We start from the raw sequence: 18,882 nt of genomic DNA, 5'->3' as shown, positions 1-18,882 counted from the left end.
AAATTTATTTAATCAATTTTTGGGTATAATCCTTAATTTTATTTTGCCTATACAAAGGATATTTTGATGAGTGCAGCCAAAGAGATGTTTGCGCAAATTGAAGAGCTATTTCGTGAAAATGCAAAAAGCTATGTAACATTTGAGCAGTTAGTAAGACTATTTGACAAAGCCCCAACCGCAGGACTGATCAAAAAGATAGAATCCCTAGCTGAATTACACAAAATTCAGCTTATAAGCGCTGTAGAAGCTGCTAAGCAAAAGACCATTCAAGAAGCAAAAAAATCCGCTATAACCGACCCGCAAAAAGCTAGCGAAGCTAATTTAGAGGATGAATTTGACCTAAGTAGCGAGAGCGATCTACTTGAGTGGAGTCGCTCAGATAGCCCTGTTCGTATGTATCTGCGTGAGATGGGACAGATCCCACTTCTTAGCAAAGAAGAGGAAATTGAAATTAGTAAAAAAATCGAACTAGGCGAAGATATTATCATTGATGCATTTTGCTCTGTGCCATATCTAATTGATTTTATCTTAGACTATAAAGAGCCATTAATCAATAGAGAGCGCCGAGTTAAAGAGCTATTTAGAAGCTTTGATGAGGAAGAATCTGATGAAGAAAATGACGATGATATCGAAGAGGATTACATAGAAGATGATGAGTCAAATGAGACACAAAAACAGCCTAAAAAGCTTGATAAAAGAGCTGAAAAGGTAATAGAGAGCTTTAAAGCACTTGAAAAAGCTAAAAAAGATTGGCTAAAAATCGCTTCAAAACAAAATATCTCTATAGAAAACGAAGTTGATCTAAGTGCAAAACTAAATTTAACATTCAAAAAAAAGGTCTTAAAAGATAAATTAATGGATTTAGGTCCAACTAGCAAATTAATCAATGAGATTGTAAAATCTATTGAAACTGCTTTAAAAAGTGATACTGACTTTGATAAAGAGCTTAAAAGGCTTGAGTATAGACTTCCGATGTTTAGCGCTGAATTAAGAAAAAATCACCAACAAATCTTAAAAGATATCACCAAACTAAGCAAAGAAGATATAATAACTAGAGTCCCAGAAGCCACAATGGTATCTACATATATGGAGATCAAAAAGCTATTTCAAACCAAAGAAGCGAGCAAAACCGGCTTTAACCTAGATCCAAAAGATTTAAAAAATATCTTAAATCAGATCAAAAAAGGCAAAAATATCAGCGATGACGCTAAAGCCAAAATGGCAAAATCAAATTTACGCCTAGTTGTCAGCATAGCCAAAAAATATACTAACCGTGGGTTGCCGTTTTTAGACCTTATCCAAGAGGGTAATATAGGCCTTATGAAAGCTGTGGATAAATTTGAGTATAAAAAGGGATTTAAATTCTCCACATACGCCACATGGTGGATACGACAAGCTATCAGCAGAGCTATCGCCGATCAAGCTCGTACGATTAGAATTCCAATCCATATGATTGAAACTATTAACCGAATTAATAAGATAAATAGAAAATATGTCCAAGAAGAAGGCAAAGAACCAGATGTTTCAATTATTGCTAAAGAAGTTGGGCTAAGTGTTGACAAGGTCAAACAAGTTATCAAAATCACAAAAGAACCTATCAGCCTAGAAGCTCCAATAGGTAGCGAAGATGATGGTAAATATGGTGATTTTGTAGAGGATAGAAGCGCATTAAGCCCGATGGAAGCAATATTAAAAGCTGATTTAAAAGAGCAAATTGATGAAGTTTTAGACCAGTTAAATGATAGAGAAAAAGCTGTAATTAGAATGAGATTTGGTCTATTAGATGATGAGAGCGATAGAACTCTTGAAGAGATTGGCAAGGAATTAAATGTAACTAGAGAGCGTGTCAGACAGATTGAAAGCTCAGCAATCAAAAAGCTAAAACACCCAAAAGTTGGTCGCAAACTAAAAAACTATATTGAGGGGTAAATTTGCAAGGGTTATGTGCTTTGAAATTTAAATCACTATGCCAAAAAATTAAATTTAAAGGCTCTACCCCCCCCCTATTTTCTGAATTTTAAGGGGAAAATATGCTAAACTCAGCTCATCAAATACTAGCTCACACAGCCAAGATCCTACCAGATAAATCAGCGTTTATAACGCCAAATGGCACCACCATTAGCTACTCTAAGCTTGATGAGCTTAGCGGTGCTTTGGCTAGTGAAATTTTAAATCATAAAATATATAAATCCCCTATTTTGATAATTTTACCTAAATCCATAGAGGCGATTATAAGCTTTTTTAGAGTGTTAAAAAGTGGTAATTTTTATACTATAATAGATGAAAATATGCCACTTGAGAGAATTGATAAAATAATTCGCACACTCTGCCCTGCTTTGCTTATTACTAGCAAGGATTTAGCGCTAAATTTGGATTTATTAACCATTTTTATTGATGACTTACCAGGTTTTAAACCTGATCAAACCATTCTAAATAGTGTTAAAATTATTGATACAGATTTAGCCTATACGCTATTTACTAGCGGAAGCACTGGCGAGCCAAAGGGCGTTAGTATCAGCCATAAAAGCCTAATAGATTTTACCATTGCTTGTGTGAATGATTTAGCAATCGATGATAGTCATGTAATCGCCAATCAAGCGCCATTTTATTTTGATTTAAGCGTTTTTGATATCTATGTTAATACATTTGTTGGTGCTACTACTCATATTTTACCAAGCTCTATTTTTGCTTTTCCGCTTAAAGTAGTTGAGTATCTAATCACAAATAGTGTTACTACCATTCTTTGGGTACCAAGTGTGTTAATATATTTTGCTAATTCTAATGCCCTAAATGGAGCAAATTTATCCCTTAAAATGATAATATCTTGCGGCGAGATGATGCCTACAAAACAGCTAAATTACTGGATAAAATCCATTAAAAATGCTAAATTTTATAATATGTATGGCCCTACTGAAACAACTCTAGCAAGCTCATACTATATGGTTAATAGAGAGCTTAGAGATGATGAAATTTTACCAATTGGCAAGGCTTTTAGTAATACTGAACTTTTAGTCTTTGATGAAGATATGAAACTTATTACTAAACCAAATATAAAAGGTGAGCTATACATTAGAGGTTCAGGGCTAAGCTATGGCTACTATAACGACCCAGTTAAGACAGCTAAGGCTTTTATCCAAAATCCTTTACAAAGTAGCTACGCTGAGCCAATCTATAAAACTGGCGATATCGTAGCATATGATGAACATGGTGATTTGATATATTATGGTAGACAAGATTCGCAAATTAAACTTAACGGCTTTAGAATTGAACTTGGCGAGATTGAGACAGTACTTGGAACACATCCTGATATTTATAGAGTTGCGTGCATTTTTAAAGATTATCAAATCATTGCATTTTATGAGAGTGCTAATGTGATTACAAATTTAAAAGAATTTTTAAAATCAAAACTCCAAGAGTATATGATTCCACGCAAATTTATCTATAAAAATAAATTCAAACTAAATCAAAATGGAAAAATTGATAAGGAAGCACTAAAAAATGAGTGAAGCTAAAATTTTATTAAATGAGATTGGTAGAGATGATATTAATGATGATAGCTCAAATTTATTAGATTGTGGGCTAATTGATAGCATTGATATCATATCCTTAGTTGCTGCTATGGCGGCACGATATGGGAAGGATTTAGATGCAAAGTTTTTAAGTGCAGAGAATTTCCAAAGTATCGCTGCATTAGATAAGATGATAAAAGAGGCATATGGAGTATAAAATGGATTATGAAAAAGAGTATATTTACGCCCCAAAGTGCTATGAGAGTTGCGCTGGGTATTGCTGTGCTGGATTTACTAATCCAAATTTTAAGCTAATTCGCTCAAATTTCATCGCTTTACCACTTTTTGATATCGAGTATAAGGAGTATCTAAAAGCAGGCGCTATAAATGGCATGGAAGTAGCCAAAAAGAGTGAAAAATTTAAATTAAAAGGCGGACAAACAATAATCCTACACTGGCTTCACTGCGATAAAAAGGGGCTTTGTAATCCTCACGCCAATCGTCCATTAGTTTGCAAGTTATATCCGATCTTACCTAAAGTTAGCCCAAATGGTGAGATTTTAGGATTTTTTAATGGTACGATTTTTGATCTATTCTTTAGTGCTAAATCTCATCCTTGTACTCTTATAAGAGAAAATAGACAAGAAACTCAAGATATGCTAAAAGCCAATTTAAAAGATCTTTTAAAAGATCCAAATTATATATTTATATTTATGGTAGCAAATATCGCAGTAGAGCATTTGCAAAACTATATAAAAGCTAAATTTGGCACATATATCATTGATGATATAGCGCCTAATAAGTTAGCTGAGTTTTGGAATGAAGTAGAGATGGCAATGATGCTTAGATGTGCGTGGAATACGCATGAATTTGCCTTTGATATAGAAAAAACATATAAAAGCGTAGCCCAAATTTGGGGTGAGTTTTTACCAATTGAACCATGAATTTAGATGAAAAACTAAAAAAATCTGAGCGCCTAGAGAGTCGTCCGACTTACTATATAACTGAGTATATTTGGCGAATTTTGATAATCCAAAGATTTATCTTGCCTACACTCTTGCATACGGCTATTACGCCAAATTTAATTACAATATTTGGTATGGCTTGCACTTTGCTAAGCTTTGCTTTGCTTTATAATGGATATAATGTTCTTAGTGGAATTTTTTATATTATTTATAGCTTAGCTGATCATACAGATGGAATGCTTGCTAGGCTTAGGGGACAAAGTAGCACTTTAGGTCATTATATGGACTATGCTAGTGATTATATAGCGTGGTTTGGTTTAATAGTTTTGGCTGGATATTTATATGATATTAATGCTTTTTTAGTGAGCTTTATATGTATTATTTTACTTTTTCATCAGCAATTTTGTAAGCATTTTATCCATCCTCGTCTAAAAAAGCTTAAAAATATCCACCGATTTGGGTTAAAAAAGTGGCTTTTAGAGCGTGGGGTTTTACTTGGGATTGATGCGAGTTTATTAGCATGGATTTTAGCCTTTGGGATATTTAGTGGTGAGTTTGAAATTTGCTTTTATATCCTTGGGATGATATATATTTCAGATATCATTTATAGACTTTTTGAGTTAAATTTGAATTTAAAAATACAAAAAAAATTAGGGGGGGGGTAGATGGACTTTAAAGACAAAACCTATATCATAACTGGTGCCACATCAGGTATAGGTAGATGCATAGCTCGTACTCTAGCTAAAAAGGGCGCTAGACTCTTATTGCTTGGTAGGGATATTAAAAGATTAAATTCGCTCAAAAATGAACTAAGCTTAACAAGTCAAACCAGTCATAATGTAGCAGTCTTTGACTCTAATAATTTAGATAGTATTGAGAGCGCCGTGGCTGAATTTGCTAGCAAATTTAAACTAAATGGCTTTATTCATAGTGCTGGAGCTCTCAATCCAATGCTACTGCGTGATCTAAATTTATCCAAAATGCATGAGTTGATAAATATAAATCTATTAACATTTTTTGCGCTTGCAAAATCTGCACTAAAGCATGGTAGATACGCCAAGAGCGACACTAGTATAGTAGCTATTAGCTCTATGGCTGCATTTGGTGCTGAGCCTGGTCTAAGCGTATATAGCGCTAGTAAGGCTGCACTAAATTCAGCTGTACGAAGTCTAGCTAAAGAGTATTCTAAAAAAGGAGTTCGCATAAATGCTGTAGCGCCATTATTTGTCAATACACCAATGTATGAGAGCTTTACTAGCGAATTTATATCTCAAGAAACTCAAAATGAACGATTAAAAGAGATAATGCCACTTGGGTTGATTGAGCCTAAAGAGGTGGCTGATTCGGTTTTGTTTTTGCTTAGTTCTAAAGCTAGTAGAATTACTGGAGAGTGTCTTAAAATCAGCTCAGGGGGGGGGTTAGGCTTTGGCAATTCTAAATTCGAGTGTTAAAACGGAAAGCAATATATGAAGATTGCATACTACCTACCAAATGAGCGTGTAGATAATGAATATTTTGCAACCTTAGCTAATAGCGATGAGTGGAGCTGCGAACAAATTTATAAAAAATCTGGTATCTTAAGCCGCCAAAAATCTGCTAATGATGAGCTAACTAGCGACCTAGCTGCTAAAGCTGCTTTGAATTTAAGTAAAGAGTATGATATAGACCTTAGCGATATAGATACGCTATTGCTTTGCACTCAATCGCCCCAGTTTCTACAACCAGCAACTGTCTATCTGCTTCATCATAAGCTAAATTTACCTAAAACAACAAACGCTATGGAGATAAATATAGCGTGTAGTGGCTACATTCATGGTCTATTAGTGGCTAAATCATTAATACTATCTAATAGCGCTAAAAAAGTATTACTATGTACAGCTGATATGTGTTTTAAAATGTTTGAGCATAGCGATATGGCTCAAAGGATACTCTTTGGTGATGGAGCTAGTGCTACGATAATTGATGAGAGTAACGCTCATAAAATTGCTCAGGTGATTAGCGGTACAGATGGGAGTGGATTTTTTAGTATGTATAAACACCATGGAGGTTATGCTAGTCCATTTAATGGGCAAGATCCAAAAGATATAGCCCTAACAATGAATGGCCCTGAGGTTTTTTTATTCACTATTAGAGAGGTACCAAATTTAGTTAGGCAAACTCTAAAAGCAAATAATTTAAACAGTGATGATATTGACTTTTTTGTCTTTCATCAAGCAAATTTATTAATTTTAGAAGCCATTACTAAATCGCTTAAACTTGAGCGCTCAAAGGTAATTTTTGATATAGAAAATATAGGTAACACATCATCATCAAGTGTGCCAATTGCCCTAAAAAGAGCCATAGAAAATGGCACTATAAAACCAGGTTTTAAGGTATTAATAGCTGGTTTTGGCATTGGGCTTGCATGGAGTGCTACAGTAATAGGGATCTAAAAGGATAAAAATGGATACAAAAATAGCAAAATTTAAAGATGTAATAGAATGTGATGAGACTCTAACACCGCAAACACCGCTAGACTCCATAGCCGAGTGGGACTCAATGGGTAAGATTAGTACAATTGTAATGTTGGCTGATGATTATGGTTATACACTTACATTTGATGAGTTAAAAAAACTAAGTATTGTTGGTGATATATTGGATTTGATGAATGAGTGAATTTAGTAGATATGGCGTCAAAATCGAAAAATTAAAGCTAAAAGATATAGAGATTTTGCGTAATTGGAGAAATGACCCAAAAATCGCTAAATTAATGCTAAGCCAAAATGGCACACACATAACCAAAGAAGAGCAATTAAACTGGTTTAACTCTATCCAAAATCAGCCAAATTCGCTATATTACATGGCTTTTGTGGGTGGCGTAGCTATTGGGTATTTTTGTTTTCAGCAAATTGATTGGCAAGTCCGCACAGCAATACCAGGCGAAATCATCTCCATACCACAGCACCTAGACGAAGCTAGAATCACGCTTGGGGCATACTGCGCTATTTATGATATGGGCTTTGAAAATTTAGGTCTTAAAAAACTAAAAGCATATTGCAAACTAGAAAATAAACGAGCTATAAGAATGGCAAAACTACTAAATTTCAAAACCACTCACACAGATAATCAATGCATATATTTTGAGCTTGACAAAGATGATTACTACCAAATGCGAGATAGCCTGATAGCTAAACTTGGCTTATCATGATTGGGAATGGCGTGGTGATTAATCTTATAATTTTTGCGCTTTTAAATGCTATATATTTTGATTAAAAATCTTATGATATTTATCCATATATCCAAAAATATAAAAAGACGAAGTTTTATCTAAAGCCATAGGGGGTTGTATTTCCCCACTTTCGTGGGGCAAGGCTAATAAGCCTTGACAACAATTATACAAAGTAGTATAATTACCGTAAATACATTAAGCATTTATTCTTCTCTCCTTTCTATGGAGACGGAATTTGCCGTAGGGGTTCCAGCCCTATGGCATATCCCCATAACAAAATTATAGCATATAATATTCTAATTTATCTATGATAAAAAGCATAAGAAATGCTCACTGCTAATATTAATTATTACTTTATTTATTTTATGATTAATTATCAAATTTACAATAAAAGTTATAAAGAATATAGGATAATAATAGAAAAATTGAAATAGCTAAAATATTTTATGTTAAATTCCAAATTTTAAAAGAATCATTAATAATATAAATCACATAACTCAAAATAGTTCAAATCTCACGCAATCAAAGCTTGGAAATTAAAATTCCCAAGCTTTGAGGTTAGAATTATAAATTCTAGATGTTAAGGGCTTACATCATACCGCCCATTCCACCCATACCGCCCATATCAGGCATTGCTGGCATAGCTGGTTTATCCTCTTTGATTTCGCTTACTGTAGCTTCTGTAGTAAGTAGCAAGCTAGCTACGCTAACAGCATTTTGAAGTGCTATGCGTTCTACTTTAACAGGATCTATGATACCAGCTTCAAACATATCTACATACTCTCCGCTAGCAGCGTTAAATCCGTAATTTGCCTTATCAGCACTGCTTACTGCGTGAGCTACCACACCAGCATCAAATCCAGCATTTTCAGCGATTTGGCGAAGTGGAGCAAATAAAGCACGCTTGACGATATCAGCACCGATTAACTCATCGCCTTTTAAATTCAAATCTACTTTATTTCCAGCCTTAATCAAAGCAGCACCGCCGCCTATCACGATGCCCTCTTCTACTGCTGCTTTAGTAGCGTTTAGAGCGTCATCTACTCTATCTTTTTTCTCTTTCATTTCAGTTTCAGTAGCGGCTCCGACTTTGATAACTGCTACACCACCGCTTAATTTGGCCAATCTTTCTTGAAGTTTTTCTTTGTCATAGTCGCTTGTAGTTTCAGCTATTTGAGCTTTGATTTGGCTGATTCTAGCATCTATCGCCTCTTTTGAGCCAGCACCATTTACGATTGTAGTGTTATCTTTGTCGATTACTACTCTATCAGCTTGACCCAAATCATTTAAACTAGCACTCTCCAAAGTTCTACCTAGCTCTTCGCTAATTACTTCACCACCTGTTAAAATAGCGATATCTTCTAGCATAGCTTTTCTTCTATCACCAAAGCCAGGTGCTTTAACTGCTGAGATATTTAGCACGCCACGAAGTTTATTGACAACTAAAGTTGCTAAAGCCTCGCCCTCTATATCTTCGGCGATGATTAGTAGAGGTTTGCCTGTTTTTTGGATTTGTTCTAAAACTGGTAAAAGATCTTTTAAATTTGATATTTTTTTATCAAATAATAGTATAAATGGGCTGCTTAGCTCAACTTGCATTTTCTCTGCATTTGTGATGAAATATGGGCTTAGATATCCTCTATCAAACTGCATACCCTCAACTACATTTAACTCATCATTTATTGATTTAGCCTCTTCAACTGTGATAACTCCATCTTTGCCTACTTTTTCCATAGCTTCAGCTATTAGATCGCCAACGCTTGTGTCGCTATTAGCTGAGATTGTAGCTACTTGGGCGATCTCTTTTTTGCCTTCTACTTTTTTAGATGCGTTTTTAAGCTCGTTTATCACTGCAGTAGCGAATTTATCCATACCTCTTTTTACTTCGATTGGATTTGCTCCAGCTGTGATATTTCTTAAACCTTCTTTAAATATAGCATGAGCCAAAACAGTAGCTGTAGTAGTGCCATCACCGGCTTCATCGTTAGTTTTGCTAGCTACTTCTCTTACTAGGCCTGCGCCCATATTTTCTATAGTATCAGCTAGTTCAATCTCTTTAGCCACGCTAACGCCATCTTTTGTTATTGTTGGCGCACCAAAACTTTTTTGTAAAAGCACATTGCGACCTCTTGGACCCATTGTTACTTTAACCGCATCGCTTAATTTTTTAACGCCATTATATAATCTATTTCTAGCATCATCTGCAAATATAATCTCTTTTGCCATTTTCTATCCTTTTTACTATTTTATGATACCTAAGATATCATCTGTATTTAATACTAAATATTTTTTGTTATCAAGCGTAATTTCGCTACCGCTATATTTCGCAAATACAACTCTATCGCCTTCGCTAATGCCTTCTACTTCTTTGCTAACAGCAATAACTTTGCCTTCGCTTGGTTTTTCTTTGGACGCATTATCTGGGATGATAATACCTGAAGCTGTAGTTTTAAGCTCCTCCTCTCTTTCTATAAGCACACGCTTACCTAATGGTAAAAAATTCATTTTGATCCTTTCATGTAATCTGATTTAAAAATTAGCACTCTATATATTTGAGTGATGAAAATATATCATAATTTTATATATATGTCAATAAATTTTGAGCAAATTTAAATAGAATTTATCAAAAACATTTAGTCTAAGCCACTAAAGTTTAAATTAATTTCGCATAAAAATAGATTTGTGATTTTGATTTTATTAAATTAAATTTTAGTATAATAAACAAAAATTTATAAGGAATTTAAATGAGAGTTATATATTGGATTTTAGGTAGTTTAGTGGTAGTTTTGGCTGCTATTTATACACTGCTTTTTAGCAGTGTTGGAAATAGTATTTTAAAGCCATATATAGAAAAAATCGCTTCTGAAAAAAGTGGAATGGATATTAGACTTGACGAATTTAAGCTTGGTATTAGCAATCTTGATATAACTGCTAGCGTCAATAACGCCTTAAAAGCTAGAGTTTATGGGAATTATAGCCTATTTAGTCAAGCACTTGATCTTAATTATACCACAGCTACAAGCGATTTGAGCAACCTTGGAATAGCTATAAAAGATGATATTAACCTAAAAGGTAAGGTCATTGGTAAACTTAGCAACTTCATCGCCGATGGTAGCGGCAAGATTGTTGGATCAAATTTACGTTTTGCAGCTAGAATCAAGGACTTTGCTCCACTTGAGATAAAGCTAGATGCTAAATCATTAAATTTAGCTCAAATCACAGCTATTGCTCTAGGCAAACCATACATAACAGGCAATATGAATATCCAAGCTGATATCACTAGCAAGGACACACTATATAGTGGAACAGCTAACCTAAATATACCAAAAGCTATAACAAATAATGAGTTAATTGCAACTGATTATGGAATTAATTTACCAAATAATTTTACTATAAAGGCTGATTCAAATCTAAATCTAGAAGGTCGCACAGCTAAAGCTAAAAGTATAATTACCACACCAATTGCTGTTGCAGCAGCTCTAAATTCTATATACAATATAGATGAAAATGTATTAAATAGTGATCTGAATTTAAATATCCCAAACTTAGCCAAGCTAGAACCAATAATTGGCCAAAAACTAAGCGGAGAAATTACAGCCAAAGCCAATACAAAAATATCTAATGGAAATTTAGAGTTTTTAGATGCTGATATAAGTGGATTAGGTGGGGTTATAACTGCTAAAATGGCAGATAATAAAATAAACGCTGATATCAAAAAAATAAAACTAAACGAGCTTTTAAAGCTAGTTTCAATGCCAGCAATTTTAAATGGCAATATTAATGGGGCTGCTTTAATTACTGCACTAAATGATCCAAACAAAAGAGCTGGAAATGTAAGTATAAATATAAATGGTGGAATAATTAATGCTAATGAATTAAATAAAATGATAGGTGCAAGCCTACCTAAAAATGTAAGCTTTAATTCAGATATTCAAGCCGCACTAAAAGGTGATAATGCAGAACTTAAAGCAAATTTAATATCTGAGATTTTAAACCTAAACAATCTAGATGCTAGCTACAATCTAGCCCAAAATACTGCCAAAGCAAATGCCCAAGCACTAGTACCAGATTTAGCTAAGTTTGGCAATATCTCAGGCACAAAACTATCTGGCCAAATCGCTCTAAATGCAGATATAGATGCCAATTTAAATAATCAAAAATCACCACTAAAAAGCGCCAATGTAGATATTAAAGCAATGGATGGCATAATCACAGCAAATCTTGATAATGGAAAACTAAAGGCTAAAATTCAAAATATCCTAGTTCAAAATATATTCTTGATGATTGGACAAAAACCACTTTTAAATGGTGAACTAAATGGTGAACTAAATTTAGATAGCATTGATATAGCAAATCTAAATGGAAAAGGCGATATAAAACTTGAAAATGGTGTATTAAATGCAGCTAATTTAAAAGAACTAACTAATAAAGAATTTCCACAAAATACAACACTAAACGCACATATCAAACCAACATTTACCAACTCAACCGTGCATTTTGCCTCCATAATTAATTCAAATTTAGCTACAATAAATAAATTTGATGGAAGCTATGATATTAATAAAAATAGCCTAGAAGCACTATATAACGCAGATATACCAAGCCTTGCAAAACTTGAGTTTTTAACTGGAATGAAGTTAAATGGCGCACTAAATCCAAGCGGAAAAATATCAATCAATGAGAGTGTAAATGCCACATTAAATAGCGATTTTATAGGCTCAAAACTAAAAATTGATATCAAAGATAATAAAGCAAATTTAAATCTATCAACATTTGAGATTGCAAAATTGCTTGAATTTTTAGATTTTATGCCATTTTACGAGGGTCAAGCTACGCTAAATGCTAATTATAATCTAGATAGCGCCAAAGGAGATTTTAATGCCGATATAGCCAAAGGTCAATTAGCAAGAAGTGGGTTAACTACGCTAATAAGCACAGCAATTCAAAAAGATATCACAAAAGAAGTATTTAAAGATGGCTATTTAAAAGGAACAATTGATCTAAATTTAATAAATTTTATAACTCAGCTTAACTCGCAAAAGGCAAATATCAGTATAGCTAATGGTAGTTTAGATACTGCTACAAAAGCTATCAATATTCCAATAACAGCCAATATAGAAAAAACAGATATCGATATAAAGATAACTGGCACAAGCGATGAACCAAAATATTCTATCAGCTCAAACTATATCAAAGAGAAAATAAATGAAGAAATTAGCAAAGGAATAGATAAACTTTTTGACAACGATAAGGAAAAAAGTCAAGGCGCTAAAGAGCTGATAAATGGCTTGCAAAATCTATTTAATTAAAATCATTAATTTGAGACTTAAATACAAGTCTCAAATTAATACTAAATTTTAAATCAAATCCTTTCTAGCTTGCCCAATAGCATTAAGTAAATAATCCACATCATCTAAACTATGAGACCAATGCAAACTCACACGCAACCAGCCTGGCTTAAAGCTTAAAGGTTCATCATCTTTTAATCCCAATAAATCATGACCATATGGCCCAGCACATGAACATCCAGCACGACTTTGAATTCCAAATTTTTTACTTAAAACCTGAGCTAAATCAAAAGGTGAAATACCTTTAATATTAAAAGCAAAAATAGCTAACCTTTCTAAATTTTTAGGCACATAATCTATCACACCTTTTATATTAGAAAGTCCTAGCTCAAATTTATCCATAAGCAAAGTCTTTTGCTCATTTATAAACTCTAAACCAACCCTATTTCTAAGCTCAAATGCTAAATATGCTCTAACTAACTGAGTGATCGCTGGGGTTCCAGCATCTTCAATTTTCTCTATATCTTCTAGATAATGAATACTTTTTTTACTGACATAGCCTACTGTTCCACCAGCTGAAAATGTCGGTAAATTTGAGCTAAATAGCGACTTTCTAATTGCTAAAATACCACAACTCCCAACACCGCCAAGCAGCTTATGTGGCGAGATAAATATCGCATCGCAAAGCGAGCTATCTACATTTTCATAAGCAATAAGACTTGAGGCATCTACAGCAATTATAGCGCCATATCGCTTAGCAGCTGCATTTAGCATAGCCAAATTTGTCTTTATACCAGTTACATTTGAAGCAGCACTTATGCTAATTATGATTTTTCTATTGGCATTGATTTTTAAAATTTTATCAAGCTCACCCCAGTGAAGTCCACCATCTCTAGCCAATGGAATACGAACTACCTCACACATCCCAGTTCTATAACTAATCTCATTGCTATGATGTTCATAAGGTCCTACAATTACAAGCGGTAAAGATTTTTTAATAGTATCAAAATCAATATTTAAAGCCATTTTAGTTGCTGGTGGGATATAAATTCCCATTATCTCTTGAAATTTTTTAATCGCAGCACTACTACCTTGCCCACATGGTAAAAGCAAAAAATCACTTTGTAATCTTAGTAATCTTTTTATTCCAGTACGTGCATTTTCATAGTAGTTTGTAGTAATATTAGAACATTCGCTGCACTCGCTATGTGTATTAGCATAGGTTTGAAGCATTCGCCTAATTTCATCTTCAATTGGTATATACCCAAGCCCACTAGCTGTCCAGTCAAAATAATAAATCCCATCTTTTAATATGATATTTTGGCGAATTTTATCGATATTCAATGGCTTTTTCCTAGATTTTTTATCTTATTATACTAAATTTTTACCAAATATAAATTTATACTACATTTTTAGCTTTAAAATCTGCTAGTCTTTTTTTAGCTCGTTGAGTTATTAACTCGTCCATGTCATAGTATTCAAATGTAGCTCCATGCTGCATTGTTCCATCTAAAATATCACCAGCTTGACGGTTTTTTAAATCAATTTTAGCTACAACAAATCCATCAAGCGTCTGAGCAAATTCATTTAATCTACTTGGAATACTTGCAAGCTTAGTATATAAATAACACCAACCTCGCCCACCATTTCTACCAACCCTACCACGCAGCTGATGAAGTGAAGCAAGTCCTAGCTTTTCAGGACCTACAATTACGATAGTTGAAAGCCGTGGAAGAGAGATCCCAACCTCAACAATAGTCGTAGCTAATAAAATATTTCCATCATTTGCAAACTGTTCTAAGATATCATCTTTTTGCTTATCTTTACCATGTGTTACATAGACTTTTTGAAATTTATTTAACCAAAATGGCGCAGCTACACTTAGACTTTGATAATTGCTTACCTCGCTCTCTTCTACTAGCGGATAAACAATGATCGTCTGTTTATTTTGTGAAATTTGCTCTTTGATATGTTCTAAAAGTGCGCCAAATCCACTATTTTGAATAATATGTGTGCTAATTTGCTTAGCAAATGGAATCTCTTTTAAAAAGCTAAAGCTTACTAATTCAGACTCAATGAGTGAAAGCGTTCTAGGAATTGGTGTGGCGCTAAACTGTAAAAAATGCGCCCTTAAGCTCTCATCGCGCGTTAATTCATCTATTTTTTGTCTTTGAATAGAACCAAATCTATGCTGCTCATCAATCATTATAAGAGTACTTTTTGGAAGTTCTTGATACAGTAAAGCATGAGTGCCAATGATCAAATCTGCGTCATTTAAATTTACATTTTTTGCCCCTTTTTGTAGATATTTTACTCTCACAAAATCAGGCAAAAGCCTCATAGCCTCGCTATAAAGCTGTGTAGCTAAAATAGTTGTAGGTGCCATCAAAATCGAGCGGTTTGGATAATTAAGTAGTGCTGCGCCCAAGATTACCAAAGTCTTACCGCTTCCTACATCACCCATTACTACACGCTTTGCTGCTATACTTTTAGCTAAATCTTCCTTAATATCTTCTAATGCTTTTATCTGATCGCTTGTAGGAATGAAAGGCAATGAGCTAAGCCAATGCGTAATATTATAGGGCTTAATAGCAGTGGCCTTAAAAAGCACCTTTTTAGCACTAAGCTTTTTTAGATAATTATAAATTTCAATAAATTTAAGTGTATCTAGCTGTTTATTATTTAAATTCATAACCGAATTTAAAGCCTCATCGCTAAGTTCATGTAAGGCTAAAATTTGCCTAGCCTCATCACCATTTAATCCTTGAGATTTTAAGGATTCTAAATTTATATATTTTTTGATTAAATTTTGAATTTGGTTGTCTTTTAATGCTCTTTTATAATGTGGAATAATCTGGCCAACTTTTGTAATAATTTTAGGATTACTAAACTGCCAAAGCCCATTATATAATACGGATTTACCATGGATATAGAGTCTTTTGCCACGCTTAAAAGAGGCGTAATGCCATGGCCTAGCATTAAATATCACAATAGAAACATCACACTCCCATGAGATACAATAGGCCAAAATACTAAGCATCGTAGGACGAGTTATAGATGATTTAATCTCAATTTCTACACTATTTTCACCGATACTTGGCTCATTTTTAACACGCAAATCATCAAAGCTTTTAGGCAAAATCAAAGCTAGATCAAGTAAACTTGCGATACCTAGCTCTTTTAACTCCTTGTACTCCACTATTTTGGCTCGCTATATAGACAACTATACAAGCACGCAATACTAAGCCAATTAAGCTCTTCAAGACTAGCTATAAACTCATTTAGCTCCTTTTGCTTTAGTGATTTAATACGCTCTAAATTTAGATCAAATTCGCCCAAATCATAGCCTTGATAATACTCTTTTTGAGCTATTGCAAGACGCTTAAACATCGTCTCTTTTCTAAGTGGCTCACTACCAAGCAAGAAATTTCTAGCTGCATTTAACTCTTTTTGAGTTACGCCCTTTTTGACAAATTTGGCAATCTGACTTTTTATTAGATGTATAGCTTTATCTTTATTCTCATTTTTAGTCTGCAAATATCCACTCATTGAATTATAGCTAAGATTTAAATTAGCCGAACAATATACGCTATATGCTAGTCCTCGCTTTACACGAATCTCCTCCATAAGCCTAGATCCAAATCCACTACTACCTAGAATAAACATTGCTACACTCAGCTTATATCTATCTTCTAAAGCAAATTTAAGCGGTGAGCCAAAATATATATAAGCCTGCTGGCTTGGTCTAGAAATTATCTCTTCTCTTTGTTCAGTGCTAACTTCTACAGGACTTAACTCTCTAACCTCTCCAACTTTTAATACATCAGCTAATCTATCAAATTTAACTCTCTCAAGCGCTATATCACCGCCTAAAACTATAAACATATTTTCTAAATTTAAACTATTTTCTATAAACTCTTTGATATCGCCAAGCTCAATTTGAGCGATACTTTCAGGTGTGCCGATACTAGGCGCAGCTAAGCGTGAGTTTGGATATAAAATTGCTTTTAATGCATTGCTTGCTTGATAATCAAAATCACTGTTATTTGAAGCAATGATGCCAAGTGTCTGAGTTTTTAGTTTTTTTAGGATATTTTTATCATAATTTGGCTGAGCTAGTAATTCTAACAGCATATCAAAACCATATTCAAAATGTTCACTTAAACACTCTAAGCTAATTTCAAAAGTCTCATATCCAGCGCTAGCACTAAGTAAAATCGCACGCATATCAAGCGCCCTATTAAACTCATTACTACCTAATCTTTTACTACCTTCACCTAGCAATTCAGCAGCCATTGTAGCTATGCCATGTTTTTTTTCATTGCAACTTCCAGCCACCTTAAAGACAAGCTTAATTCCAACAAGTGGCAATTCGCTACTATGTTCATAGATTAGAGCAATATCACTATTAGCGATTTTTAAATTTAATCTTTCCACTATTTTACCTCATTTAGATAGTATTTTATTTGCTCTTTTCTTAAAATTCTTATATAATTTGTACTACCAATTTTGCCAGCTGGATAGCCTGCTGTAAGCGTATAGGTGGCTTCATCGCTTATTAAATTTGCATCTTTTAATCCTTTTATGGTGTTGGCTAAAAGCAGATTTAACTGATTTTGTGGCACAACTAAACTTGGAGTTACACCCCAAACAATAGTCAAACTTCTAGCCACGCTCTCATCATGAGTTACAGCAATTATTGGCATAGTTGGACGATTACGAGCCATCTTAATAGCGCTTGAACCACTACTAGTAATTGAAATAATAGCATTTGCGCCTATTCTTTGAGCCAAATGCGAACTAGCACTTGCTACCATATCAGTTTCATCAGCAAATTCAAACTCATCAAATTTGCCATATGGATATATAAGCTCACTTTGGACTATTGTTGCACTCATAGACTTAACCACTGCTACCGGATTTATACCTACAGCGCTCTCTTCGCTTAGCATAACAGCATCTGTTCCATCTAATACAGCGTTTGCTACATCGCTTATTTCAGCTCTTGTTGCACTTTGACTCTTTGCCATTGAGAGCATCATTTGTGTAGCAGTAATTACTGGGCGGTTTGCGGCATTAGCCTTTTTAATAATTAGCTTTTGAATGGTTGGAACTTTATAGTATGGCACCTCAATACCAAGATCTCCACGAGCAACCATAATTCCATCACTAGCTTCTATTATGCTATCAATATTTTCTACTGCATCAAATTTCTCTATTTTAGCAAATACCTTAGCACTTGAGCTAAACTCTTTTAATATAGCTTTAGCATTTATAATATCATTTGCATTTTGCACAAAACTAATAGCAACAAAATCTACTCCATTTTGTGCTCCAAATAACATATCAGCTCTATCTTTTTGAGTAATAACATCGATATTTAGTTTAGTATTTGGGAAATTTACCCCTTTATTTGAGCTTAGTATGCCATCATTTTCTATTACAGTTTCAATCATATCTGGCAGACATTTTACTACCTTAGCCTTTATCATTCCATCATATAAATATATATATTCACCCTCTTTTAACAAGGATAAAATTTGAGGCTGATTTATGCTAAGTTCATAAATTTCTCCATTTTTGCGGCCAATTATACTCTCTTTTAATACATTTAATCTATCACCTGCTTTTAACTCAAATGGTTCATTTAATGTACCAATTCTAATTTTTGGTCCGCAGATATCTTGAAGTATTCCAACCCTGATTCCTAAGGCATTTGAAGCCTCTTTTATCTTAGCAATTGTAGATTGATGATATTCATGTGTTCCATGTGAGAAGTTTAGTCTAAATACATTTACTCCCTCTATAATTAAAGATTTAATAACCTCAATAGAATCACTAGATGGGCCAATTGTTGCTACGATTTTTGTTTTTTTCATATTTACTCCTAAATTTTGGTAATTATACCAAAT

16 protein-coding genes are annotated in these 18,882 nt (G+C 33.9%); 10 read left to right on the top strand and 6 right to left on the bottom strand.

What is annotated here, in order from left to right; all coding sequences use genetic code 11:
- Positions 1 to 66: 66 nt before the first annotated feature.
- The 9 genes from rpoD (at position 67) to CIGNP85_RS01175 (ending at position 7,661) form a co-directional block, all read left to right on the top strand.
- Positions 67 to 1,929: an RNA polymerase sigma factor RpoD gene (gene rpoD / locus CIGNP85_RS01215; protein WP_086234288.1), complete on the top strand. Its 1,863-nt coding sequence runs from the start codon at positions 67 to 69 to the stop codon at positions 1,927 to 1,929.
- Between the two features lie 101 nt (positions 1,930 to 2,030).
- Positions 2,031 to 3,506 (top strand): amino acid adenylation domain-containing protein, encoded by a 1,476-nt coding sequence (locus CIGNP85_RS01210; RefSeq protein ID WP_086286684.1) that lies wholly within the window; start codon positions 2,031 to 2,033, stop codon positions 3,504 to 3,506.
- Positions 3,499 to 3,726, top strand: coding sequence for a phosphopantetheine-binding protein (locus tag CIGNP85_RS01205; RefSeq protein WP_086224063.1), 228 nt, complete (start codon positions 3,499 to 3,501; stop codon positions 3,724 to 3,726). Before CIGNP85_RS01210 ends, CIGNP85_RS01205 begins: the two co-directional genes overlap by 8 nt.
- Positions 3,716 to 4,453 carry a hypothetical protein gene (locus CIGNP85_RS01200; protein WP_086286683.1) on the top strand — a complete coding sequence of 246 codons (738 nt, stop codon included), beginning with the start codon at positions 3,716 to 3,718 and terminating at the stop codon, positions 4,451 to 4,453. The genes CIGNP85_RS01205 and CIGNP85_RS01200 overlap by 11 nt, the downstream gene beginning before the upstream one ends.
- Positions 4,450 to 5,139 carry a CDP-alcohol phosphatidyltransferase family protein gene (locus CIGNP85_RS01195; RefSeq protein WP_086286682.1) on the top strand — a complete coding sequence of 230 codons (690 nt, stop codon included), beginning with the start codon at positions 4,450 to 4,452 and terminating at the stop codon, positions 5,137 to 5,139. The genes CIGNP85_RS01200 and CIGNP85_RS01195 overlap by 4 nt, the downstream gene beginning before the upstream one ends.
- The gene (locus CIGNP85_RS01190) at positions 5,140 to 5,925 is read left to right on the top strand and encodes an SDR family NAD(P)-dependent oxidoreductase (protein ID WP_086286681.1); all 786 of its coding nucleotides are present in this window, start codon (positions 5,140 to 5,142) and stop codon (positions 5,923 to 5,925) included. It abuts the gene before it with no gap.
- A gap of 15 nt (positions 5,926 to 5,940) precedes the next feature.
- Entirely contained in the window at positions 5,941 to 6,906 is a 966-nt protein-coding gene (locus tag CIGNP85_RS01185; RefSeq protein ID WP_086286680.1) for a ketoacyl-ACP synthase III, read from the top strand.
- Between the two features lie 10 nt (positions 6,907 to 6,916).
- Positions 6,917 to 7,129, top strand: a complete 213-nt coding sequence (locus CIGNP85_RS01180; protein WP_086232378.1) for a hypothetical protein — start codon at positions 6,917 to 6,919, stop codon at positions 7,127 to 7,129.
- Positions 7,122 to 7,661, top strand: coding sequence for a GNAT family N-acetyltransferase (locus tag CIGNP85_RS01175; protein ID WP_086286679.1), 540 nt, complete (start codon positions 7,122 to 7,124; stop codon positions 7,659 to 7,661). Before CIGNP85_RS01180 ends, CIGNP85_RS01175 begins: the two co-directional genes overlap by 8 nt.
- A gap of 609 nt (positions 7,662 to 8,270) precedes the next feature.
- Here the strand turns inward: CIGNP85_RS01175 and groL are convergent.
- Both groL and groES read right to left on the bottom strand, forming a co-directional pair.
- Positions 8,271 to 9,908: a chaperonin GroEL gene (gene groL, locus CIGNP85_RS01170; RefSeq protein WP_086232376.1), complete on the bottom strand. Its 1,638-nt coding sequence runs from the start codon at positions 9,906 to 9,908 to the stop codon at positions 8,271 to 8,273.
- A 15-nt stretch (positions 9,909 to 9,923) separates the two neighbouring features.
- Entirely contained in the window at positions 9,924 to 10,187 is a 264-nt protein-coding gene (groES, locus tag CIGNP85_RS01165; protein ID WP_086227752.1) for a co-chaperone GroES, read from the bottom strand.
- Positions 10,188 to 10,426: 239 nt separating this feature from the next.
- Between groES and CIGNP85_RS01160 the strand changes: the two genes are divergently transcribed.
- Entirely contained in the window at positions 10,427 to 12,991 is a 2,565-nt protein-coding gene (locus CIGNP85_RS01160; RefSeq protein ID WP_086286678.1) for a hypothetical protein, read from the top strand.
- Between the two features lie 48 nt (positions 12,992 to 13,039).
- On the opposite strand, the gene CIGNP85_RS01155 is transcribed toward CIGNP85_RS01160, so the two are convergent.
- Genes CIGNP85_RS01155 through pyk form a run of 4 tightly spaced genes read right to left on the bottom strand, consistent with a single transcriptional unit; the run spans position 13,040 to position 18,849 of the window.
- Positions 13,040 to 14,314 carry an aminotransferase class V-fold PLP-dependent enzyme gene (locus CIGNP85_RS01155; RefSeq protein WP_086226530.1) on the bottom strand — a complete coding sequence of 425 codons (1,275 nt, stop codon included), beginning with the start codon at positions 14,312 to 14,314 and terminating at the stop codon, positions 13,040 to 13,042.
- Positions 14,315 to 14,369: 55 nt separating this feature from the next.
- The gene (gene recG / locus CIGNP85_RS01150) at positions 14,370 to 16,169 is read right to left on the bottom strand and encodes an ATP-dependent DNA helicase RecG (RefSeq protein WP_236845127.1); all 1,800 of its coding nucleotides are present in this window, start codon (positions 16,167 to 16,169) and stop codon (positions 14,370 to 14,372) included.
- Positions 16,169 to 17,407, bottom strand: coding sequence for a M16 family metallopeptidase (locus CIGNP85_RS01145; protein ID WP_086286677.1), 1,239 nt, complete (start codon positions 17,405 to 17,407; stop codon positions 16,169 to 16,171). The genes recG and CIGNP85_RS01145 overlap by 1 nt, the downstream gene beginning before the upstream one ends.
- Positions 17,407 to 18,849, bottom strand: coding sequence for a pyruvate kinase (gene pyk, locus CIGNP85_RS01140; protein WP_086286676.1), 1,443 nt, complete (start codon positions 18,847 to 18,849; stop codon positions 17,407 to 17,409). Before pyk ends, CIGNP85_RS01145 begins: the two co-directional genes overlap by 1 nt.
- Positions 18,850 to 18,882: the final 33 nt, after the last annotated feature.

The sequence above is a fragment of the Campylobacter sp. P0085 genome (genome assembly GCF_002139495.1).
In the GTDB taxonomy this organism is placed as follows: domain Bacteria; phylum Campylobacterota; class Campylobacteria; order Campylobacterales; family Campylobacteraceae; genus Campylobacter; species Campylobacter devanensis.
Note: the sequence above shows the minus strand (reverse complement) of the source record. Positions and strands in the feature narration are given on the sequence as shown.

Bases quoted from the DNA above. Each gene is read 5' to 3' on its own strand.
- rpoD (WP_086234288.1), top strand. From the start codon at position 67: ATGAGTGCAGCCAAAGAGATGTTTGCGCAAATTGAAGAGCTATTTCGT.
- CIGNP85_RS01210 (WP_086286684.1), top strand. From the start codon at position 2,031: ATGCTAAACTCAGCTCATCAAATACTAGCTCACACAGCCAAGATCCTA.
- CIGNP85_RS01205 (WP_086224063.1), top strand. From the start codon at position 3,499: ATGAGTGAAGCTAAAATTTTATTAAATGAGATTGGTAGAGATGATATT.
- CIGNP85_RS01200 (WP_086286683.1), top strand. From the start codon at position 3,716: ATGGAGTATAAAATGGATTATGAAAAAGAGTATATTTACGCCCCAAAG.
- CIGNP85_RS01195 (WP_086286682.1), top strand. From the start codon at position 4,450: ATGAATTTAGATGAAAAACTAAAAAAATCTGAGCGCCTAGAGAGTCGT.
- CIGNP85_RS01190 (WP_086286681.1), top strand. From the start codon at position 5,140: ATGGACTTTAAAGACAAAACCTATATCATAACTGGTGCCACATCAGGT.
- CIGNP85_RS01185 (WP_086286680.1), top strand. From the start codon at position 5,941: ATGAAGATTGCATACTACCTACCAAATGAGCGTGTAGATAATGAATAT.
- CIGNP85_RS01180 (WP_086232378.1), top strand. From the start codon at position 6,917: ATGGATACAAAAATAGCAAAATTTAAAGATGTAATAGAATGTGATGAG.
- CIGNP85_RS01175 (WP_086286679.1), top strand. From the start codon at position 7,122: ATGAGTGAATTTAGTAGATATGGCGTCAAAATCGAAAAATTAAAGCTA.
- groL (WP_086232376.1), bottom strand. From the start codon at position 9,908: ATGGCAAAAGAGATTATATTTGCAGATGATGCTAGAAATAGATTATAT.
- groES (WP_086227752.1), bottom strand. From the start codon at position 10,187: ATGAATTTTTTACCATTAGGTAAGCGTGTGCTTATAGAAAGAGAGGAG.
- CIGNP85_RS01160 (WP_086286678.1), top strand. From the start codon at position 10,427: ATGAGAGTTATATATTGGATTTTAGGTAGTTTAGTGGTAGTTTTGGCT.
- pyk (WP_086286676.1), bottom strand. From the start codon at position 18,849: ATGAAAAAAACAAAAATCGTAGCAACAATTGGCCCATCTAGTGATTCT.